Below are 22,399 nucleotides of genomic sequence, written 5' to 3'. Positions count from 1 at the left end.
AGATGTCTCGGTCAGATGCCCTGGCCGCCTCGACGCACGTGATCCGCCGTACCTTCTACCTGCCATGGGCCAACCACCCCGGGAGCCAGCATGAGCCGCGTCTTTCATCGCCATCTCACTTCTACCTACCCCACCGCGGTGGCCGGGGATGGTCCCTACCTCATTGATGCCAGTGGCAAGCGTTATCTGGACGCCAGCGGCGGGGCGGCAGTGTCCTGCCTGGGCCACAGCGATACCCAGGTGCAGCAGGCCATCGCTGAACAGGTCTCCAGGATGGCCTACGCTCATTCCAGCTTTTTCACCTCAGAACCGATGGAAGCGCTGGCCGATTTTCTGGTAGAGCGAGCCCCTGAGGGTATCGCCAGCGTGTACTTTGTCTCCGGCGGTTCCGAGGCGGTAGAGGCAGCATTGAAGATGGCGCGTCAGTACTTCCTCGAGATCGGCCAGCCGGAGCGTACCCAGGTCATCGCTCGTCGACAGAGCTACCACGGCAACACCTTGGGAGCCCTGGCCACCGGGGGTAATGCCTGGCGTCGCCAACCGTTCGAACCGCTGCTCAGCGAGACGACACATGTCAGCCCCTGCTATGCCTACCGCGGCAAACAGGCGGGAGAGAGCGACATCGCCTATGGCGAGCGCCTGGCACAAGAGCTCGAGCAGACCATCGCTCAGCTCGGCGCCGAGCGTGTCATGGCGTTCGTGGCAGAGCCTGTCGTCGGGGCTACGCTCGGCGCGGTGACCGCCGTGCCTGGGTACTTCCAGCGAGTCCGCGAGATCTGTGATCGTCACGGCATCCTGTTGATTCTGGATGAGGTGATGTGTGGCATGGGACGCACAGGCTCGCTGTTTGCCTGCGAGCAGGAGGGGATCAGCCCGGATATCGTCACCATTGCCAAGGGATTGGGAGGTGGCTACCAGCCGATTGGTGCGACGCTGGCAAGCCAGCGAATTCGCGACGCCATTGCCGAGGGATCAGGCTTCTTTCAGCATGGGCATACCTACATTGGCCACGCCACGGCATGTGCCGGGGCTCTTGCTGTCCAGCGCAGTATCGAGGACCGTGGACTGCTTGAACGGGTGCGTCAACAGGGTGAAGGCTTGCAGCGCCGCCTGCTGGAGCGCTTTGGCGATCATCCCCAGGTGGGTGATGTGCGTGGCCGTGGCCTGTTCCTTGGCCTGGAACTGGTCGCTGACCGTGAGACCCAGGCACCGTTCCCGGCAGAGCGTCGACTGAATGCACGGATCAAGTCGGCTGCGATGTCCCAGGGGTTGATGTGCTACCCGGCGGGGGGCACCCTCGACGGTCGGCGCGGTGATCATGTGCTGCTGGCCCCTCCCTATATTGTCGAAGACAGGCACCTGGATGAGATCGTCGACAAGCTTGAGGCCGCCATCGACACAGCGCTGGTCAAATGCCTTGCCGGTGGTGCCTAGGCGTCGGCTGCGCGCTGTGGTGCTCACCCACTGTACCCAAGACTCCATTTGAGGAAACCAAGATGTCCATCCGATCCCGCCTGCCGGAGCTCACCGATGCCAGCATGACCGATGAGCAACGGCGCGTGCTGTCCGACATCCTCAGCGGACCGCGCGGCAACCTGGACGGCCCGTTTCTCGCCTGGGTGCATAGCCCGGAGCTGGCCGACAACGCCCAGCGTCTTGGGGCCTTCTGCCGCTATGGGACACGCCTGCCACTGCGCTTGACGGAGCTTGCCATCCTGGCAACCGCTGCGTGGTGGAAGTCCCAGGCCGAGTGGCAGATTCATGCCCCCATCGCGCTGGAGGCCGGTCTCTCCCCAGCAGTTGTAGAGGCACTGCGCGAGGGCCGGCAGCCGCCCTTCGAGGATCCCCAGGAGGCGCTGGTGCACCGCTTGGCCTACCAGCTCTACGACACCCGCCGGGTGGATGAGTCCACCTACCGTGAGGCGGTGGAGGCGTTTGGCGAAGAGGCCGTAGTGGAGCTGGTAGGAGTGCTGGGGTACTACGCGCTGGTGGCGATGACGCTGAATGTGTTCGAGGTGCGTCGAGGCCAACAGCCCCTGCCTTTTGAGGAACCTGCTACGTAACCCACTGATGTAGGCTACTCTCAATCAGCGTTTCGCTGGACACTGATGCAGTGTTTCGTAGTGCTCTGACCATGGAGGAGGCCGACATGGATGACAGTCTTCTGGTGTTTGTGGTGCTTGGGCTGACGCTGGCGGCCTTTGTATGGGGGCGCTGGCGCTTCGACCTGGTGGCTCTGGCATCACTCCTGGCGTCAGTGGTGTTGGGGCTGGTACCGGCTGACGACGCCTTTACCGGCTTCGGCCACCCGGCGGTGATTACCGTGGTGGCGGTGCTGGTGCTTTCCAGGGGCTTCGAGCACGCAGGCGTGGTCGACGTGATCTCCGCCCAGGTACTCAAGGTTGGAGATCGCCTGATCCTGCAGTTGCTGGCGTTGACGGGGCTGGTCACGCTGTTGTCCGGCTTCATGAACAATGTCGGTGCGCTGGCGCTGCTGTTGCCGGTAGCGCTGAGGCTCTCCCGGGAACACGATACCTCTCCGTCCATCTTGCTGATGCCCCTGGCGTTCGGGTCACTGCTGGGCGGCCTGACCACGCTGATCGGCACGCCGCCCAACATCATCATCTCCAGCTATCGCGCCTCGCTCTCGGGTGAGCGTTTCGCCATGTTCGACTTCTTGCCCGTGGGCGGAGCCGTGGCCCTGGCCGGAGTTGCCTTCATTGTCCTGCTGGGATGGCGTCTGGTGCCACGGCGCACTGGCCAGGCCAGCCGGGATGCCATGTTCGATACCGCTCACTACCTGGTCGAAGTGCGGGTCGGGGCGGATGCCAAGGCGCTCGGCTGGTCGTTGCACAAGCTCAGGCGCAAGCTGGACGACAACGTGCCGGTGCTGGCGCTGGTACGTGATGGACGGCGCTATGCGGGCCATTCCTTTTATGGGGTACTGCGACAAGACGATATCCTGCTGCTCGAGGCGGGCCCCGACGAACTGAAGGCGCTTGAGGATCAGGCCGGGTTGCGCGTTGGCCTGGCGCCGAGCGATGTGCCTACCCCAGAGGGCGACGACCTGCCAGAGGGCGCCGAAGGCGACGACCTGCCAGCCGGCGGCGACGACAACCTTGAGACAGCTTCTCTGGCGCAGCGCACGCGACATCTGCTCAGCCAGGACGAGGAGGCCATCGAGCGTCGCCAGACCCTGGACCGGGCGCGGGATGACGTCGGTAGTGACGAGGAAGGGACGCAGAGCGGAGCTCACTCGGGCAACTCGGCACCGCAAGACGAGGCAGAAGAGGACAGCCGCAAGGAGCGCTCCGAGGACGAGGACCTTCATCTGATCGAGGCCATTGTGCGCAATGACGCCGCGATCAGCGGTCGCACCGCGGCGGAGCTGCGCCTGCACCATCAATACGGGCTACACCTGGTGGCGGTGGCTAGGGATGGTGGAAGGCTGCAGCAGCGGCTCAGGGATATCCGCTTCCGCCCCGGTGATGTGCTGTTGCTGCAGGGCGATCCGGAGGGACTGGGTGAGAGCCTGACGGTACTGGGCTGCCTGCCCTTGGCGGATCGTCGGCTGACGCTGGGGCAGCCGCGTCAGCTGGCCCTGTCCATCGGCATCTTCGTGGCGGCCATCATGGCCATGCTGTTTGATCTGCTGCCGGCGGCGGTGGCGCTGTCCCTGGCCGCCCTGGTGACCCTGGTGGTCGGGGTACTGCCCCTGCGAGAGGGCTACCGGGCCATCGATGGTCCGGTGATCGTACTGCTGGGAGCGATGATACCGGTGGGGCAGTCGCTGGAAACCAGCGGTGGCGCTCAGTTGATTGCGGACACGCTGTTGGGGTGGGGCAGCCAATGGCCACCCTTGCTGGTGCTGGCAGGGTTGTTCATGGTCAGTACCTTGCTCTCCAACGTCATCAACAATGCCGCAGCGGCGCTGCTGATGGCGCCGATTGCTGCCAGCCTGGCCAACGGATTCGGGCTGTCACTCGACCCCTTCCTGATGATCGTGGCGATCAGCGCCTCCTGCGCCTTCCTCACTCCCATCGGTCACCAGTCGAATACCCTGGTGATGGGCCCAGCGGGATACCACTTCAGCGATTACTGGCGTCTTGGCTTGCCGCTGACGCTGGTGGTGATGCTGGTCGCGATACCACTCATCATGCTGGTATGGCCGCTGAAGTAGGGGCCACAGGGAAAATGCTCTTCACAACGACAACGCCCAGCGATTGCCGGGCGTTGTGGTGATGCAGTGCCGATGACTCAGGCGGTCGCGTTGTGCAGGTTGACCTTGTCCTTGTCGGTGACAAAGGCATCGAAGGCAAAGTCGTCCACGCTGAGCATATCCAGCACCTCGGCCTCACGCTTGCGCATGAAATCGGCGTCGTCTTCGTTGATCAATCCTTCGGCCAGTGCGGCTTCCAGACGCTCTTCCGGATGCAGGGCCTGCACCGGCAACTTGCCTTTGGCATAGGCGCGATTGATCTGGCGATACAGCGCCTCGGCGCGGTCCTGGGTCTCCAGCAGGGCGTTGTAGCGCGCCACTGGGTTGTCCTGCACCTGGTCGTTGCTGTCCCAGGCGCCCTGAAGCAGCTTCTTGCGCAGCGCCGAGCCCGTGGAAACGGACCTGGCAATGGCCCGGGCAAGATCGTCGTGAGGACGGGCCCAGCGCCGCCCCAGCGGCATGACCAGCACCTTCAATGTCTTGCCCAGGGCCTTGTTCGGCAAGTTGTCGAATACCTCGACAAAGGCGGTCTCGGCGCGGTTGAGCAGGAAGCGGCAGGCGTAGTGCATCAGCTCGGCTTCGCCTTCGACCTTGTCGCCCTCATGCCACTGCTTGATCACCATGCTGACCAGGTAGAGGTTGGACAGCACGTCACCGAGTCGTGCCGACAGCATTTCTCGCTGCTTGAGTTCGGCTCCCAGGCTTGCCATGGCCGCATCCGCGCACAGGCTGAAGCCAGCGGAAAGACGGCAGACCTCCTTGGCGTAGGGCCCAGCGACTTCATCGAAGGGGTTGGCAGGCTTGCCCAGGCCAAGTCCCATGGAGAAGGCGCGCGCCGCGTTGCCGAAGATCAGGCCGGCATGGCGGAAGAAGGCGCGATCGAAGGCCTTTGCATCGTCAGCATCCTTGGCCGCCAGCTCTTCAAGCACGTAGGGATGGCAGCGGATGGCACCCTGTCCGAACACCATCAGGTTGCGGGTCATGATGTTGGCGCCTTCCACCGTGATGGCCACCGGGTTCGCGCTGTAGCCAATGCCCAGATAGTTGCGCGGGCCCAGGGTGACGGCCTTGCCGCCATGAATGTCCATGGCATCGGCGAGAATGTCTCGCTGGAACTCGGTCAGCTGGCTCTTGAGGATGGTGGAGGGCACGGCCGGTGCATGACCGTGGTCGATGGTGTTGGCGGTCTGGTAGACCGCTGCCTGGGCGATGTAGGCCTTGGCGGTGAGGCGTGCCAGGGGCTCCTGGATGCCTTCCATCTCGGCCACCGGCACGTTGAACTGGCGGCGAATGCGGGCAAAGCCTCCAGCCCAGCCAATGGCGTAGCGTCCCGTGCCTGTGGCGCCGGAGGGCAGGGTGATGCAGCGACCCACCGACAGACATTCGATCAACATGCGCCAGCCTTCACCCGCCATGTCCGGGCCACCGATGATGGTATCCAGCGGGACAAACACATCCTTGCCGCGGATCGGGCCATTCATGAAGGGGCTACCGATGGGGTGGTGGCGGCGACCGATGTCCATGCCGTCCGTGTCTCGTGGCACCAGGGCACAGGTGATACCCAGATCTTCCTTGTCGCCCAGCAGGTGGTCCGGGTCGAACATGCGGAAGGCCAGGCCAACCACGGTGGCGATGGGCGCCAGGGTGATCCAGCGCTTGTTGAAGGTCAGGCGCAGGCCCAGTACCTCCTTGCCGTCGACCTCCTTCTTGCACACGATGCCGACGTCCGGCAGCGACGTGGCGTCAGAGCCGGCACGGGGGCCGGTCAGGCCGAAACAGGGGATCTCGCGTCCATCGGCCAGGCGCGGCAGGTAATGATCTTTCTGTTCCTGGGTGCCGTACTTGAGCAGCAGTTCGCCGGGACCTAGGGAGTTGGGCACGCCCACGGTGGACATCAGCGTCTCATTGACGGCCAGCTTCTGCAGTACCGCAGACTGTGCCTTGGCAGAGAAGCCGAGGCCGCCATACTGCTTGGGAATGATCATGCCGAAGAAGCGTTCCTTCTTCAGGTAGTCCCACAGCTCCGGGGGCAGGTCGGCGCGCTCGCGGGCAATGTCCCAGGCGTTGCACATGCCGGCGGCGACGGTGCACTGATGGTCGATGAAGGCACGTTCCTCGTCGCTGAGGCCATCGTCCTTGAAGTCGAGCAGGCGCTGCCAGTCGGGGCGGCCGGAGAACAGCTCCCCATCCCAGGCCACACTGCCTGCTTCCAGCGCGGTGCGCTCGGTGTCAGAGACCTTGGGCGCGACCTTCTTGAACATGGCGAACAGGCGCGGCGAGAGCCAGTGGCGGCGCAGTGCGGGCAGGCCACACGCGGCGATCACGGCAGCGCTGATCAACAGCAGCACGCCGACGACTTCGGCATCGAGCAGTAGACCGACGATACCCAGTACCGCAGGCAGAGCGGTCGCGGGGGCAGACCCTGCTTCACGGTGGGCGATGGCGATCAGGCCAACGACCGTGAAGACGAGCAGGAGCAGGCTGAGCATGGAGAGTCTCCTTGGCTGGCGATAGAGGCAGAGTGTTGCCGGTGATTGGAATAAAACGCCTGTTTGAATTCTTGCAGATTAGCCCATCGACTGGCAACCAGCCACTGAAAACGCCTGGTCTTGCACCATGGTCGAATCAAACGTCTCTGAGCTGCACAAAAAAGCCCTGTGATGAACACAGGGCCAGGGGGATGACGTCGACATGCTGCGTGTGGCAGCGGGCTTCGCTAGCCAGTAGGTGTCGAGCCGTCGGTGCCTGCTGCAAGGCGGCGCTCACCCTGGGTCGGGTGGGCGTCCTCGAGCCGGCGCTGCGGGGTGGCCTGGGCAGGGGCACCGTTGGCCACGTAATAGGGCGCGTCGCTCGGCGGCAGTGTCTGCTGGCCACGAATCTTGTCGGCCATTCGCTCTGCCAGCATGATCGTCGGCGCATTGAGGTTGCCAGTGGGAATCACCGGGAACAGCGAGGCGTCTACCACGCGCAGGCGTTCCACCCCGTGCACGCGACCTGCGCCATCTACCACGCAGTCGTCGCCATCTCCCATCCGGCAGGTGCCGCAGGGGTGGTAGGCGGTCTCGGCGTGCTGGCGCACGAAGGCGTCGAGTTCCTCGTCGGTGTTGACGTCCGGTCCCGGAGAGATCTCACGACCGCGATATTCGTCCATGGCCGGCTGGGCGATGATCTCACGGGTCAGGCGAATGGCGTCGCGGAACTCTTCCCAGTCCTTCTCGGTGGACATGTAGTTGAACAGGATGGACGGCGCCGCCTTGGGATCAAGAGAGGTCAAGCGCACGCGGCCCTCGCTTTCCGAGCGCATGGAGCCGACGTGGGCCTGGAAGCCGTGGGCCTGTACCGCACTCTTGCCGTTATAGCTGATCGCGATGGGCAGGAAGTGGTACTGCAGGTTGGGCCAGGTTTCCTCCTGGCTGGTACGAATGAACCCGGCTGCCTCGAACTGATTGCTGGCGCCGATGCCGGTGCCCTTGAACATCCATTCTGCGCCGATGGCTGGCTGGTTGTACCACTTCAACGCCGGGTAGAGGGAGATCGGCTTCTTGCACTCATACTGGATGTACATCTCCAGGTGGTCCTGCAGATGGGCACCGACGTTGTCATTGACCTGAACGGCCTCGATACCCAGCTCCTCGAGCAGGTCGGCCGGTCCGATGCCGGAGCGCTGCAGGATCTGCGGCGAGGCGATGGCGCCGGCACACAGCAGCACTTCGCGACGGATGCGCACCTGCTGGTCCTGGCCCTTGCGCTGATAGCGTACCCCGACCGCGCGCTTGCCCTCGAACAGGATCACATCGGTGGTCGCGCGGGTTTCGATGGTCAGGTTGGGACGCTGCTTGGCTTCATCGAGATAGCCCCTGGCGGTGGAGGCGCGACGGCCATTGGGGGTGACGAAACGGTCCATGGGACCGAAGCCTTCCTGCTGGTAGCCGTTGACGTCTTCAGTGGCCGGGTAGCCCGCCTGTTGGCCTGCCTCGATAAAGGCGTGATAAAGCGGATTGTTGCCTTCCTTCGGCGTGGTCACGCTGACCGGGCCATCGCCACCATGATAGTCGTTGGGGCCGATGTCACGGGTCTCGGCCTTGCGGAAGTAGGGAAGGCAGTTGGCATAGTGCCAGTCTTCCAACCCGGCACGCTGGGCCCAGCCGTCATAGTCCAGGGCATTGCCACGGATGTAGCACATGCCGTTGATCAGCGAGGAGCCGCCCAGGCCCTTGCCGCGACCGCACTCCATGCGGCGATTGTCCATGTGCGGCTCAGGGTCGGTTTCAAACGCCCAGTTGTAGCGCTTGCCCTGCAGCGGATAGGCCAGCGCGGCGGGCATCTGGGTGCGAAAGTCGAAGCGGTGATCCTTGCCACCTGCTTCGAGCAGCAGCACCTGGACGTCAGGATCTTCTGTCAGGCGAGTCGCTAGAACGTTGCCGGCTGAGCCGGCGCCAATGATGACGTAGTCGTATTCACGATGCTGTGGCATGAAACGCCTCCCGGGAGAATAAGTGAGATGTCGGGGTCAGGCGCGACGCGGTGTCGGATGGCCCGGAGGGCGAGCCATCAAGAGAAAGGGCAGGGGATTCCGCGCAAGCCTGTCACATGGGGTCGGGGTGGGGGCCCCGACCCTGGATGTGGTGAGGTTAGAAAACCGACTCGAAGGGTCCCATCTCGACCTGGACCGACTTGGTCTGGGTGTAGTGGGCCAGTGTCTCGATACCGTTTTCACGGCCGACACCCGATTGCTTGTAGCCGCCGACCGGCATTTCGGCCGGCGACTCGCCCCAGGTGTTGATCCAGCAGATGCCGGCTTCAAGGCGGTGGATCATGCGGTGTGCGCGGTTGAGGCTTTCGGTAAAGACGCCCGCCGCCAGGCCATAGGTGGTGGCGTTGGCACGCTGGAGCACTTCTTCCTCGCTATCAAAGCCGAGCACGGACATGACCGGTCCGAAAATCTCTTCGCGGACGATGCGCATATCGTCGGTGCAGTCGGTGAACACCGTAGGCGCCGCCCAGGCACCCTTGGCCCAGTCACCCTGATCCCAGGTCTCGCCGCCGGCCAACACACGAGCGCCTTCCTGCTGGCCCAGGGCGATGTACGACAGGACCTTCTGCTGATGCTCGAAGCTGACCAGCGGGCCGAAGTTCACGGCCGGATCCATCGGATCGCCTGCCTTGATTCGCGCTACACGAGTCGCCAGGCGCGCCTCGAAGTCCGCCTTGATGGCGTTATCGACGAAGACCCGCGTGCCGTTGGTGCAGATCTGGCCGCTGGAGTAGAAGTTGGCCATCATGGCGGCGTCGGCCGCACGGTCCAGGTCCGCATCACGACATACGATCAACGGTGACTTGCCACCCAGCTCCATGGTCACGTCCTTGAGGCTGGAAGCCGCCGAGGCAGACATGACCTTCTTGCCGGTGCCGACCTCGCCAGTGAAGGACACCTTGGCGATGTCAGGATGGCCGGTAATCGCCTGGCCCACCTCAGCCTCGCCATGGACGACGTTGAAGACGCCATCCGGCAGGCCGGCTTCGGTGAACACCTCGGCCAGGATCATGGTGGTCAGCGGGGTGACTTCGCTGGGCTTGAAGACCACCGCGTTGCCGGCGGCGAGGGCAGGGGCTGACTTCCAGCAGGCAATCTGGATCGGGTAGTTCCATGCGCCGATGGAACCGATCACGCCAAGCGGCTCGCGACGGGTGTAGACGAAGCTGTCTTCGCGCAGCGGAATCTGGCTGCCTTCGATGGCGGCGGCCAGGCCTGCGTAGTACTCCAGCACGTCGGCACCGGTGACGATGTCGACCGTGGAGGTCTCGCTGAAGGGCTTGCCCGTGTTACGGGTCTCGAGTTCCGCGATCTCATCGTTGCGCTCACGCAGCAGGGCCACGGCGCGGTTGAGAATGCGGCCTCGCTCCATGCCGGACATGGCGCCCCAGACCTTCTGGCCTTGCTGGGCGGCAGCCACGGCGGCATCCACGTCGGCGTCGCTGGCCACCTGGACGTCTGCCAGGTGGCTACCGTCGTAGGGGTTGGTGACGCTGAACGTCTCGTTGGAGGTGGCGTCTGTCAGACGGCCATTGATATAGAGCTTCTGGGTGTCGAGCGTTGCCATGACATCCTCCTATGGTGAGAGCGAGCTAATAAAGGTGATGGGGTGATCGCGGACGGCGCCATCGAGTGTGCCCTGACGTTGAGGCGCATGCCTCGCACGGTGATGGGGCGTCTCTTGATCCAGGCTAGGCTTTCTGCAGATGGTGGCAGGCGGCCTGATCAAGTGGATGCGCTACGTCCTGGCCGCCTGATCCAGTAGACGATGCAGGTACTCCCGCGCCAATTCACGCGCCTGGCGGGTGTCCAGCCCCTCGGGCGAGAGGGTGCCGCGAAGCCACAGGCCGTCGATCATGGCGGCCATGCCGTTGGCGGCGCGCTGTGCCTCGTCACGGGGCATCAGACGTTTGAACTGGTAGCAGAGGTTGGCGTAAAGCCGGCGATCGTTGATCTTCTGCAGGCGCTGCAGGTCAGCCTTGTGCATCGAGTTGGCCCAGAAGGCGAGCCAGGTGCCGGCCGCGCGAGCGTTGGTCTGGGATGAATCAAAGTTGCCATCGATGATGGCTTCCAGATGCGCTCTTGGGCTGTTGTCGGAGAGGGCTTTGCGACGTGCAGCGACCGCGTCGCCCAGGTCGTGCTGAATCTGCCGCATGGTAGCTTCGAGCAGGCCGTCCTTGCCGCCAAAATAGTGGCTGATGATGCCAGCAGACACGCCCGCGTGACGTGCGATACGCATCACGGTGGCATCCGCCAGGCCGACCTCATGGATGGCGGCCATGGTGGCTTGTATCAGCTGTTGCCTGCGGATTGGCTCCATTCCTACCTTGGGCATGACAGACCTCTCTACCACTGCCTCACGAGCCTTCAGGTGCTCGAGAGTTGAAACGGTGACTTGCTCCTCGAGGTGTCCCCGAGGTTAGGATGTAGAGAGTATGCCTTTTATTGATTGGACGTTCAATCAAAATCTGGTCGATTCAACGGCACCGTCGTGAACAGGCCACCATACTGCAACCGATAATCCGAATAAGGAGTGCATCATGACGACCCCGACGATTCCCGCTCTGTCCGTGCTGGCGGCTGCCATCGCCGGCCTTGCCGCCCCCCAGGCGATGGCCGCCGATGACAGCTGCCAGCCGGTGCGTTTCGCTGAAGTTGGCTGGACCGACATCACCGCGACTACCGCGCTTACCACCCAGGTGCTGCAGGCCATGGGCTACGAGACGCGCATCGATACGGTATCGGTGCCGATTGCTTATTCAGGCATGAAGAACGGTGACTTCGACGTGTTCCTGGGTAACTGGATGCCTTCCATGGCGTCCATCAGCGACCCTTACGTGGAGCAGGGTGACGTCGACCGCCTGGGTGCCAACCTGGAAGGCGCCAAGTACACCCTGGCGGTGCCTCAGTATGTGCACGACGCGGGCGTCACCTCGGTGGCAGATCTCGCCCAGCACGCCGACAAGTTCGACAGCGAGCTGCATGGCATCGAGGCCGGGAACGACGGCAATGAGTTGATCCAGCAGATGATCGACGACGACGCCTTCGGTCTCGGCGACTGGTCGCTGGTCGACTCCAGTGAAGCAGGCATGCTGGCCGAGTTGCGGGCTAGGGTCCCGGATGAGTCCTGGATGGTCTTCCTGGGGTGGGAGCCTCACCCGATGAATACCAATTTCGATATGGCCTACCTGGAGGGCGCAGACGATTACTTTGGTCCCGACCTGGGGGGCGCCACGGTCTACACCAACACACGTGCCGGCTACAGCGAGAGCTGCTCGAACGTTGGCGCACTGCTCGACAATCTGAGCTTTACCCTGGAGATGGAGAACCAGTTGATGGGATCCATCATGGACGATGGCGTGGCGCCGGAGGAGGCTGCCCAGGATTACCTGAAGGCGAATCCGGCACTGCTGGAGGCATGGCTTGAAGGCGTCAATACCGCCGATGGCGAGCCCGCGCTGCCAGCCGTCAAGGCGTCGCTGGGTATCGACTGACACCTTTTAGAGGTGGCGACAGCCCTTGTGAGTCTTCGTCGCTGAAAATTTGGCGGTCAGGCTTGCCAAGTCCTTGGGGGGTGTGCATAATTCACCCCCGTCGACACGGCGATGTTATTGCCTGACGGCCAAAAGGCTACGTAGCTCAGTTGGTTAGAGCACATCACTCATAATGATGGGGTCCCCTGTTCGAGTCAGGGCGTAGCCACCAGGATTTAGACAGCGCCCGCTGACTTCGGTCAGCGGGCGCTGTCGTTTCAGCATGCCTGGTTCCAGGGCGTCCGGTGTCAGCCGGTGTCGTCAGAGCGATGTCGCCGTGATGCTGTCGGCGTCAGGCGGGGACGCTATCCAAGGTTGTGAGGCGGATCAGCGAGTTAAGTCGACCTGTCTGGCAATAAACCTTCAGGTGGGCTTGACGATCTCGGCGTGATCCGTATACTACGCCCCGTGCTCAAGGCGATTCCCCGATAGCTCAGTTGGTAGAGCAAATGACTGTTAATCATTGGGTCACAGGTTCGAGTCCTGTTCGGGGAGCCAACCTCCAAGGTTGATCCCGCCTCTTGCACCGACAATTCAAGGTCATTCCCCGATAGCTCAGTTGGTAGAGCAAATGACTGTTAATCATTGGGTCACAGGTTCGAGTCCTGTTCGGGGAGCCATCTTGGCGCAATGTCACGATGCTCCGTACCTTGCAAGAATTGTCGCCCGGCTCAAGGTCGCTACCTGATGCCATATAGCGCTGCATCATTTAGCACTGCACATTGTCGTTCCCCGATAGCTCAGTTGGTAGAGCAAATGACTGTTAATCATTGGGTCACAGGTTCGAGTCCTGTTCGGGGAGCCAGTGCATTTGCATTCTGCGCCATCTAGCGACACTCCTGAGTTCGCTGCCTTTATTTCCTTCCTTGCTTTTCGTTATTGTCCTTGGAATTCTGGGCTTTCCTTGTCGGCTTTCGGTACCTGGCGTTAACGATCGCTGCGTTCGTTTCGTCCATTTTTCGTCTATGTGTTGTGTCCTGCTCGCGTTGCAGGCCTGTGGTGCTACCTCGTCTTGCTCCGCCAAACTGGCTGCCTCTATCCTGTTTTGCATACGGTTATTCTGGATACCAGGTTGCTCCCTCTCGCGCTGAAACGCGACAGGGCGCCGGACAACCACTGCGAAAGGGAAGACCCCATGACAACCACGCAACAGTCGTCGAAAACGCCCACTCTGACCCTGCACATCGGTCATGAAGAGCTGATCATTCGCCAGCGCTATGAGGTGCTCAGTATCGTCAACGACCTCTTAATCGGCACCTGGTTTATCATCGGCAGTATTCTGTTTTTCTACGAGTCGCTTGCCTATATAGGGACCTGGCTGTTTCTGATCGGCAGTATCGAGATGATGATACGCCCGCTCATTCGCCTTGCCCGGCGGGTGCATATCCAGCGCCTGCACCCTGAAGCGCCTGCCGCGGTGGATGCAGGCCATGACTATTGATCCGCCCTTGTATCGCTGCCTTGTTCGCTCCTTGATAGCGGGCCTGGTTGACGGCGGGCCTGATTGGCAGGGCGGTAGGCGTCTTGGCCCAGTGGGGTGGCCTTAGGCGCGGGTGCCCATCAGTAGAAGCAAGATCGCCCTCGCTGCCTGTGGCAGCGAGGGCGATGTCGTTTCTGCGTGGGGGGATGGGGAAGATTCGCCAGTGTGCGGCTTTATCCCCTCAGCCCATCGCCGCTGCACGGGTTCTGGCCCGCTTGCGCAGGGCGATGATGATGGTGGTGCTTAGCAGCAATACGGCAATCACGATCAAGCTGGCGCTGATCGGCCGCGAGAAGAAGATGCTGAGATCCCCCTGGGACATGGCCAGCGAGCGCCGCAATTCGCTTTCCGCGATGGGGCCGAGGACCAGGCCGAGAATGATCGACACCAGCGGGAACTTGATCTTCTCGAGAAGAAAGCCGAGGACGCCGAAACCCAGCATCAGCCACACGTCGAACATCGAATTGCGCACCGAGTAGGTACCGACGATGCAGCACATCAGGATGATCGGGCCGAGTGCCGAGTAGGGGACGTTGAGCAGGCGGGTGAACAGCTTGATGAACGGCTTGGAGAACGCCAGGATCATGAAGTTCACCACGAACAGTCCGGCGAACACCGCATAGATCAGATCGCTTGAGGTCAGCATGAACATCGGCCCCGGCTGCAGGCCATGCATGATAAAGGCGCCAAGGATGATCGCGGTAGTGCCACTGCCCGGAATGCCCAGCGCAAACAGGGGCACCAGGGCGCCCATGGCGGCGGCGTTGTTGGCGGCTTCCGGTGCGGCAATGCCCTCCGGGGCGCCCTTGCCGAACTTTTCCGGATGCTTGGACCAGCGCACCGTCTCGCTGTAGCTAACCATGGCCGCGGTGCTGGCGCCGATGCCGGGCAGAATGCCGATGATCACCCCAAGAATTGACGAGCGCGACAGGGTCACCCCGATCTTCTTCAGGATGGGGGCGTCGAAGATCTTGATCTTGACCTTGGTCAGCGGCTGTTCGGCATCCCGGGAAAGTGAACGCTTCATCACCTCGGACACCGCAAAAAGCCCGACGATGACGGGAATCAGGCCAACCCCTTCCGCCAGGTTGAGGTTGTTGAAGGTGTAGCGACTGGTGCCGGTAAGAGGGTCAATGCCGATGGTGGCGATCAACAGGCCGAGGGTAGCCCCGATCAGTCCAAGGATCAGTCTGCCGCCCAGTGAGGCGACCACGGTCAGGCCAAGAATGGCCAGGGCAAAGTACTCTGGCGATGAGAACTTCAGCGCCACCGAGGCCAGCAAGGGGGTGAAGATGATCAGCGCGATGGTGCCGACCAGACCGCCGATGGCAGAACTGAGCACGCCGATACCCAGGGCCTTGCCCGCTTCCCCCTGTTGGGTCATGGGGTAGCCGTCGAAGGCCGTCATCACGGCTTCCGGGGTGCCGGGTGCGCGGTAGAGAATGGCGGTGATCAGCCCCGAGAACACGGTAGAGCCGTAGATGGCCGTCAGCAGCATGAACGCCTGGGTCGGATCCATGCCATAGGTGACCGGCAGCAGGATGACCACCAGAATCACACCGCTTATGCCTGGCAGGGCGCCACCGATGAAGCCGATGAAGACGGCCGAGGTCAGAATCAGAAGGTTCATGGGCTGGAAGACCACGCCTAGCCCACTCAGAAAACTCTCCAGCATCGTCAGCTCCTGGGAAGCACGGGTAAAAGATCGTATCGACTGAGGGTCATGGCAACGGTATGCCCAGCAGGGTAGAGAACACGCCCTGTATCAGCACCGCTGCAATGACCACGGTGGCCAGCAGGGCGGCCCAGTGGCGCGCGCCGAGCAGTAGCGTGCAGGCCAGGGTGAACATGACGGTGGCCAGCAGGAATCCGGTGACGGGCATCAGCAGCGTGTAGGCCACGGTAGCCCCCATTACCCACCAGTGGCGGTGGGCCGCGATAACGCCTGACGTTGAAGAGGCTGCCGGCGTGTTCAGCTCAGTTGGCGCGACCAGTGGATCGTCTGCCGTGGCGTTGGGCACGTCAGTCGCTGACTCTGGGTCGCTTTCACGACTGAGGCCTTGCTGCGCTTCCTTCTTCTGGGCCAGTCGCGTGCTCACCAGCAGAGTGGCTGACAGGACAATCAACAGCAGCAGCAAGGACAAGGGCCACAAGCGCGGGCCGATGAAGGTCGAGACGTCCTCGGAGCTGGGGAAATTCAGGGTCGGTACCAGCGTGATGCCGGCAAGGACCAGCAGCAGGACTGCAAAGACGGTGAACTTGGTATGCATGGTGAGGCTCGGTTCACGATGGGGCAGAGCAGACCGCTGTCTCTGGCCCCGGGGTGGGAGCCGGGCATAGCCCGGCCCTCATGGGGGTGGCCGTCACGGCCCTGACGAGCCGTTGCGGCGCACACCCGGTGTACAGATCAGTTGTTTTCCAGCAGGCGCGTGTACAGCTCCAGGTTCTGCTCGAGCTTCTCGCGGTAGGCGTCGCTACCCAGCCAGCCTTCACGGTAGTGCAGGTTGACGCGCTCTTCGTACTCCTGGTACGTCTCGGAGTCGTAGACGCCCTTCAGGGTGGTCTCGAGTTTTTCGACGATGGCGTCAGGCGTGTCGGCGTGGACGAAGATGCCGCGCTCGTTGCCATCGGTCAGGTCCCAGCCGTTTTCCACCGTGGTGGGAATGTCCGGGAAGTTGCCCAGGCGCTCTTCCGCGAAGACCAGGATCGGCATCATCTCGCCGGATTCCATGTAGCTCAGGACCGAGCTGATTTCACCGAACAGGCCATCGATGTTGCCGCCCATGACGTTGGCCGCCACGCTGCCTTCTTCGTCATAAGGGATGAAATTGATGTCCAGGCCCGTGGCGTCACGGAATGACAGGAAGGCCATGCGGTCCGGGCTTGCTGCGTGGGTGCCGCCGATGATCACTTCGCCGGGATTGGCCTTGGCGTGCTCCATGAAGGCGTCGAAATCGGCGTACTTGTCCGGATCGACGATCAGGGTCATCACGTCGGACTGCATGCGCGCCACCGGCGTCAGCTGGTCGAGGCCAGTGGGGTTCTGACCGGCCGCCAGCGAGGTCACCAGGGTAGACGAGGCGAAGTCCAGGGTGTGGCCATCGGCGTCACCATTGGCGGTGCGCTGGTGAGCCAGTGCCCCGGATGCGGACGGCAGGTTGATCACCGTGACGCGGGTATCCATGGCCTCTTCGAGCAGCGGCTTGATGGTGCGCGCGAAGTTGTCGGTACCGCCACCGGCGCCGGCGGCAACCAGGAATTGCAGGGGCTTGGACGGAAAGTCCGCGGCGTCATCGGCGGCGAAGACAGCGGGACTGGCAGCAGCAAGGGTCAGGCCAAGGGCGCTGGCAGTAAGGACGAGATGTCGGCTAAGCATGGCGTTCTCCGGAAGGATTGTTGTGGTTAGGCGTGGGCTTTAGCCCGTTGAGTGCCAGTGGGTTCGGCCCGACGTCAGGCCGGCGACGAAATGTGTTCGGCAGTCGAGAAGAACATCGCATCCTGCTCACGGCGCAGCGTCAGCAGAGTCGACTCGGGAAGCGTCACATCGGCCAGGGTAATCAGCTGTCCTGCAGCGATATCGCGCTTCAGCGTGGCGCCTGGAAGCAGGTAGAACGGCACGGGCGTCTTGGCGACCAGGGCTGAGGCCGGGTGCACCTCTGGCTGAAGGCCTGCGATGTGTCGGTGGTGGCCCTTCATTTCCAGCGCCTGGCCGCCTTCCAGCGGAGACGTCGCCCTTGCGACCAGGTCTACTGCCGGGCGGGTCGCCTGACCGCCGCCGGAGGGCAGGCCCTTCAGCACGGCGTCAAGCAGGGAGATCGGTGCTTCGAGGCCAAGCAGGTGGCGCGGCAGATAGACCATGGCGCTCTTCTTGCTGCGACTCAGGATATGACCCTTGCCTTCCAGCACCTGCCAGGCGTGGTCATCTTCACAGCGAACGACGACAAACACGCCACCGGCAAAGCTCAACTCGTCCGGGCGGCGCAGGCAGTTGAACACCTCCAGGCGGCCACTGCCGGCGAGCACGCCACCATTGGCCTCCAGGTCCAGCAGCGTCGGCACTTCGTGAGTGCGCAGCACCAGGGCATGAAAGGCGGGGTCATCGGGCAGCAGGCCAGTGGCGTTGGCCACGTTGGTCATCTCGCACAGATCCGGAGCGGAGATCTGCGGAATGGCGTTGAGGTGTTCGCCCCGTGCACGCACCACGCTGCGTTCATCGCCTTCTGGCAGCGTCCACAGGTTGGCCATGTCCGGCGCGTCATAGCGAGTGCCGTTGCACCAGATCGCCTGGTCGTCCTCATCCCAGACAAAGTCGTATTCACTGCTCTTGCCGGCAGCGATGATGTCGAATCCCAGTGTCTGCGCCCAGCTGACCAGGCCAATCAACAGGCTCGGCTGGTCACCGTCCAAGGGTGTGAACAGGCGATTGTGACGATTGCCCAGGCGGGTCAGGTAGGGGCCGACCACGGATTCTGTTTCCTTGGTAGCAATACCGACATGCTTACCTGCCTTGAGTGCGCTGGCAGCGTGAGCCGCACCCGCATTTGGTATACCAGTGCTTTCCACCAGGATATCGAAATCCAGGTGTTTGACGATCTCCAGGTCGCCGGTCGCCAGATAGTGGCCAGCCTGCCACGCAGCCGAAGCCTCCTCGGCAGAATGGCATACCGCGATGCGCGAAAGCGGAATTCCCGCCTTTTCAAGGGCTTCTGCTGCTACTGCGGCGTTGATGTCGACCGCGATACGCGCATTCATGCCCGGCATCTGCTGGGCCTGACGGAGGATGCCTCGGCCAAAGTCGCCGGCACCGGCCACGCAGGCTTCGACGGTAGCGGCGGTGTCAAAGTGATGTAAGTAGTTCATGTAGTGAGGCATCTCCGTGCTGGCTGGCCCATTTCGCCCCGCTGTTGAGGGGCAGCCATGCTCGCTTCAGGCGGCGGGCTGGGTGGGGCGAGTGGTTCATGGATGCTGTGAAATTTAGTGGTATACCATTTTTAAGGTCAAACATTGGGCACCTAGACCTTGGTAGTAATTCCTGTATCTTTCAGTATAACCGCATGAAAAGCATACAATTAAAAGTTTGCGTCAAAACGCGGCCAAGTTTGATTGAGAATTTTTGGTATGCCATTCTTATCGCACCTCAGGATCATGATGGCGACGACGATGGATGAAGCGGCAATGGACCCACGGGAAGGGCTGGTAGAGAAGGTGGCGAACTACCTGCGCGAGCACATCGTGATGGACCATTTTCAGCCCGGGCAACGGCTGCCGGAGCGCAAGCTGGCCGAAGAGCTGGACGTCTCACGTACCCCCATGCGCGAGGCCTTCAAGATCCTCGCGGCCGAGGGCCTGGTCGTCATTTCCCCGCGGCGAGGCGCCGTGGTCGCCGACGTCAGCCCCCAGGACGTGCAGGAAAAGGCCTACGTGCTGAGCGTGCTGGAACAGTCCGCCGCGGAGCTCTGCTGCGCCAACGCCACCGACGATGACATCGCCGAACTGCAGGCCCTGCACTTCGAGATGAAGGCCGCCTTCCTGCGTCGCGACCGCCAGAACTACTTTCGCCTGAACCAGGCGATCCACAACCGCATCGTCGCGCTTTCCGGCAACAACTCACTGATCGAGATCCACGCCACCCTGAGCCGACAGCTCTATCGCGTGCGTTACCTCTCCAACCTGAAGAACGAAAAGTGGTCGGTGGCCATGGAAGAACACGAAGCCATCATGGCCGCCCTGGAAGCCCGTGATCCTACGCAGGTGGGTAATGAACTACGCAACCACCTGGGCAAGACCTGGATGAAGTACGCCAACCCCGCGGCTGAGGACCAGCCCCTCGCCGATGTCGATACCGATACCGAGAGCGGCCAGTAGCGGAGGGACAAGTAGGGAGGAAGGTACGGTAGGAGAGGCAGGCGGCGCCGCTAAGCCATGTTCGAGATAGCAAGGCGCTTGTAGGCAAGGTGTAGCGCAGATGGGGGAGTGACTCGAGCGAAGGGGCAGGGCCGGCTGACTAGCCGGACGAGTGGTGTTGTAGGGATAAGTCCATCGGCCAAGCCAGGGAGCCACATTACCGATGACTGCGGGGCAGGTGACGGGCGCGGAGCCGTGCCTTTCGTTCTTCCATCCGGGATTTAGCGGTGTCGTGATCGACAAAGGTCGCTGCACCGGCTTCGAGCTTGTCAAACGCACGCTGGACCTGTAGTGATAACCCGTTGTGGTATGACGTTGCTTGGCGCTGTTGCTCGGCGAGCTGTTCCACCAATTCCCTGCAGGCTCCACTGAGCGTACGCCCCTGACTCTCTGCCATCTGCTGGGCTAGGCGCCTTGTCTCTTCATCGATGCGAAACTGTATATGGGTATCCATCTGAAGGCCTCGTAGCTCATTCCGACGTGCACACAGATGTCAGCTCGTCTTGGTGTCCAAGTGGGCGGTCCAGGATCCTCTTGCAGCGGTGGGCGCGAAGACATCTCACGGCAGGGCTACCTCGGAAGCGGAGTCTCAGAAACCCGCGAAGCGGCTCCCGTCAACGGTGAATAAGTATCTTAGGCTTGATCTGCAACACATCGTGATTATCCGGCGATAAGGTGAACAGCCCATAACGCCGCTAGCCGTAGGTGAGTGATCGCTTGCTCATGTGCGGTGGCGCAATCCTATCAGCATAAATCTCTCTCCCCGATACTTATGTAAGAAGCTGCGTCCAGAAAGGATTTTTCGAATTTCAACAGCTTATAAGACATAAGCCAAAAAACGCGCAAATTCTTTCCCATTCCACGCATATTTTGTCTATTCTGCTCTTATTGGCATACACCAAGCCATAAAAGTGCCGTTTAGAGCACGATAAAACGATCATGCGCAGGGATAGGAAAGCCGACTATGGCCAAGGGATGACCAGCCAACGCTAATCTGACGTTAAATGCAGCACGGCGCCATCTAATTGGCGGGATGCTGCGTACCCGGTTACCCACACTGACTTCCCCCCTTCTCCTGATCGCACAGCGGCCTTCGTCGCCTGGGTGGTCATTTCCCGTGGCCGCCGTGGCGGTAGCGTGGATGGTTGGTGGTTCGTAGGTGAAAGGGGAGGTATGCCTTTCACCTGGTGACATGGCGTAGGTGCTTCTCTGCGTGCGGTATTCATACGCGTATACGAAACCAGACATAGGATTTAAAGGCGAGCTCGACACAATGCATCAGAGGGCGGGTTTATTGCGCACAGACGCTTTAAAATTACGGAAAAATTAATGGCTTTGCAATCGCTGATGATCGACTTTGGGCATTCGCACTTTGAAGATGAGCATGTGCGTTTTGTCCCGAGTTACACTGGCGTAAAGTAAGAAATTTGCGAAACAATTCAAAGGTATAGGCTGCAATCTAGGCAGCTTCGTGCGGAAGCGAAATAAGCATGCCTATGAATAAAAATGTTAGGCAGCAGGGGAAAGTTTATGGCAGAGGGCAGAGAAACGAGGGCAGTGATTGACTCGGAGACAGTTCGAGGCTTGCTCCTCATCAATGGTGGTGGCGCAGTTGCTCTACTTGCTTTTCTCTCCGGCATCATTGGCAAGTCAGAGTTCTCGACCCTTTCACAAGCTGTCATCTGGGCTACATTTCTTTTTCAACTAGGCCTGGCAGCCGCAGTTGTCCACAACCGTTTCCGCCGTCTTTGTTCGCTTGAGTACGCTAAGAAGCAAGAGAATCGGAAACCTTGCACTTTATTTGGTCGCGTGCGGAGGGAGCCGTGCATTTGCCATTGGAGCACTGGATTTATGTGGGCATCTATCCTCGCGTTTATTGCCGCGGGCGCTGTTGTTTTGGTTGCCGGCCTTTGTGTTATCAAGCAATCAACTCATTCTGCGGAGCCTCAAGCCGAAGCGTTAGGCGGCCTGCTGCCTAACAATTCATTCAAGTCGACACCGCTTCGCGGCGCGGCTTAATTCAAGCGTTAGGTTTCAAAATGAACTGTGATCCACATTGGACAGCATATATATCCGCTCTAACAGTGCCCACTATTGCCCTGTTCGGCGTATTGATTGCATTACTGCAATGGAATACGAACCGAAATAAACTAAAGCTTGATCTATTTGAGCGTCGCTATGAGGTTTATGCTGAAGTCACTAAGTTCTTAAGCTCAATAATGTCTAGCGGAGCTGTGAATGACCTACAACTACAAGAATTTCTTAGGGGCACTAGACAAGCAAAGTGGTTATTTTCAGATGAATTAGCGGAGTTCTTAGATAAAGAGATTTATCACTTGGCTGTTGATTTGCAGATGTACCAGTCACAAATGGAAGGTTTGCCTGTTGGTGAAGAACGCTCAAAAAATGTTCATGCAGCCGCCGACATAAAGAAAAATCTGCTAAAAATGTATTCGCCAGTTGATGAAAAATTTGGCAAATATCTTAGCCTTAAACACTAGAAACCTAACAAAACCATGCAGCCGACCCACTTTCCGCTACGCCTTCGGCTCCGCTCCAAGCGGTCGGCTGATGGTTGGCGTTAGGTGTGTAGTTTCAAGTCCCGAGAATTAATTCGCTCAGAAGCAGGGTGAGATATGAAAGTTCTTGCTATCGCAATCGTTCTTACTTTGGTTAGCGGCGCCGCTCTGGCCCACGGGGGAGGGTGCCGAAAAAGTTCGCCACCCGGG

General features: G+C 61.1%; 15 protein-coding genes and 4 tRNA genes. 11 read left to right on the top strand and 8 right to left on the bottom strand.

Translation table 11 applies throughout. The annotated features are described in order from the left end of the window. The first annotated feature begins 90 nt into the window (after positions 1-90). The 3 genes from JF545_RS15335 to JF545_RS15325 all read left to right on the top strand — a co-directional run bounded on the left by JF545_RS15335 (position 91) and on the right by JF545_RS15325 (position 4,180). Complete coding sequence (locus tag JF545_RS15335; RefSeq protein WP_206943487.1) at positions 91-1,434, top strand: aspartate aminotransferase family protein; 1,344 nt, start codon at positions 91-93, stop codon at positions 1,432-1,434. A gap of 62 nt (positions 1,435-1,496) precedes the next feature. Beyond that, entirely contained in the window at positions 1,497-2,063 is a 567-nt protein-coding gene (locus tag JF545_RS15330; protein ID WP_206943485.1) for a carboxymuconolactone decarboxylase family protein, read from the top strand. 86 nt (positions 2,064-2,149) lie between these two features. After that, entirely contained in the window at positions 2,150-4,180 is a 2,031-nt protein-coding gene (locus JF545_RS15325; protein WP_206943483.1) for an SLC13 family permease, read from the top strand. Positions 4,181-4,257: 77 nt separating this feature from the next. On the opposite strand, the gene JF545_RS15320 is transcribed toward JF545_RS15325, so the two are convergent. The 4 genes from JF545_RS15320 to betI form a co-directional block, all read right to left on the bottom strand. Then, complete coding sequence (locus JF545_RS15320) at positions 4,258-6,708, bottom strand: acyl-CoA dehydrogenase (RefSeq protein WP_206943481.1); 2,451 nt, start codon at positions 6,706-6,708, stop codon at positions 4,258-4,260. Positions 6,709-6,935: 227 nt separating this feature from the next. Further along, positions 6,936-8,693: a choline dehydrogenase gene (gene betA, locus JF545_RS15315; RefSeq protein ID WP_242520894.1), complete on the bottom strand. Its 1,758-nt coding sequence runs from the start codon at positions 8,691-8,693 to the stop codon at positions 6,936-6,938. Between the two features lie 157 nt (positions 8,694-8,850). Then, on the bottom strand, positions 8,851-10,320 hold the full coding sequence (betB, locus tag JF545_RS15310) for a betaine-aldehyde dehydrogenase (protein ID WP_206943479.1): 1,470 nt from the start codon (positions 10,318-10,320) through the stop codon (positions 8,851-8,853). 171 nt (positions 10,321-10,491) lie between these two features. Further along, entirely contained in the window at positions 10,492-11,088 is a 597-nt protein-coding gene (gene betI / locus JF545_RS15305; protein ID WP_206943477.1) for a transcriptional regulator BetI, read from the bottom strand. Positions 11,089-11,365: 277 nt separating this feature from the next. Here betI and JF545_RS15300 point away from each other — a divergent pair, with 277 nt between their 5' ends. The 6 genes from JF545_RS15300 to JF545_RS15275 all read left to right on the top strand — a co-directional run bounded on the left by JF545_RS15300 (position 11,366) and on the right by JF545_RS15275 (position 13,727). Further along, positions 11,366-12,247, top strand: a complete 882-nt coding sequence (locus JF545_RS15300; RefSeq protein ID WP_224852086.1) for a choline ABC transporter substrate-binding protein — start codon at positions 11,366-11,368, stop codon at positions 12,245-12,247. A 134-nt stretch (positions 12,248-12,381) separates the two neighbouring features. Beyond that, positions 12,382-12,458, top strand: a tRNA-Met gene (locus tag JF545_RS15295). A gap of 250 nt (positions 12,459-12,708) precedes the next feature. Further along, a tRNA-Asn gene (locus JF545_RS15290) sits at positions 12,709-12,784 on the top strand. Positions 12,785-12,830: 46 nt separating this feature from the next. Beyond that, positions 12,831-12,906 (top strand) — tRNA-Asn (locus JF545_RS15285). 109 nt (positions 12,907-13,015) lie between these two features. After that, a tRNA-Asn gene (locus tag JF545_RS15280) sits at positions 13,016-13,091 on the top strand. Positions 13,092-13,421: 330 nt separating this feature from the next. Next, the gene (locus tag JF545_RS15275) at positions 13,422-13,727 is read left to right on the top strand and encodes a YrhK family protein (RefSeq protein WP_206943472.1); all 306 of its coding nucleotides are present in this window, start codon (positions 13,422-13,424) and stop codon (positions 13,725-13,727) included. A 220-nt stretch (positions 13,728-13,947) separates the two neighbouring features. Here the strand turns inward: JF545_RS15275 and JF545_RS15270 are convergent, their stop codons facing one another. The 4 genes from JF545_RS15270 to JF545_RS15255 form a co-directional block, all read right to left on the bottom strand. Next, positions 13,948-15,441, bottom strand: coding sequence for a tripartite tricarboxylate transporter permease (locus tag JF545_RS15270; protein ID WP_206943470.1), 1,494 nt, complete (start codon positions 15,439-15,441; stop codon positions 13,948-13,950). 46 nt (positions 15,442-15,487) lie between these two features. Continuing rightward, complete coding sequence (locus JF545_RS15265; protein WP_206943468.1) at positions 15,488-16,036, bottom strand: tripartite tricarboxylate transporter TctB family protein; 549 nt, start codon at positions 16,034-16,036, stop codon at positions 15,488-15,490. Between the two features lie 137 nt (positions 16,037-16,173). After that, positions 16,174-17,142, bottom strand: coding sequence for a tripartite tricarboxylate transporter substrate binding protein (locus JF545_RS15260; RefSeq protein ID WP_206943466.1), 969 nt, complete (start codon positions 17,140-17,142; stop codon positions 16,174-16,176). Positions 17,143-17,216: 74 nt separating this feature from the next. Further along, positions 17,217-18,626 carry a flagellar biosynthesis protein FlgA gene (locus JF545_RS15255; RefSeq protein WP_206943464.1) on the bottom strand — a complete coding sequence of 470 codons (1,410 nt, stop codon included), beginning with the start codon at positions 18,624-18,626 and terminating at the stop codon, positions 17,217-17,219. A 288-nt stretch (positions 18,627-18,914) separates the two neighbouring features. Between JF545_RS15255 and JF545_RS15250 the strand changes: the two genes are divergently transcribed. Beyond that, positions 18,915-19,631, top strand: a complete 717-nt coding sequence (locus tag JF545_RS15250; protein ID WP_242520893.1) for a GntR family transcriptional regulator — start codon at positions 18,915-18,917, stop codon at positions 19,629-19,631. A 2,078-nt stretch (positions 19,632-21,709) separates the two neighbouring features. Further along, positions 21,710-22,171, top strand: coding sequence for a hypothetical protein (locus tag JF545_RS15240; protein WP_206943460.1), 462 nt, complete (start codon positions 21,710-21,712; stop codon positions 22,169-22,171). Positions 22,172-22,399: the final 228 nt, after the last annotated feature.

This window comes from Halomonas litopenaei, assembly GCF_017303055.1.
Classification (GTDB): domain Bacteria; phylum Pseudomonadota; class Gammaproteobacteria; order Pseudomonadales; family Halomonadaceae; genus Halomonas; species Halomonas litopenaei_A.
The sequence above is the reverse complement of the archived record's forward strand: the minus strand, read 5'-3'. Positions and strand labels throughout refer to the sequence as shown.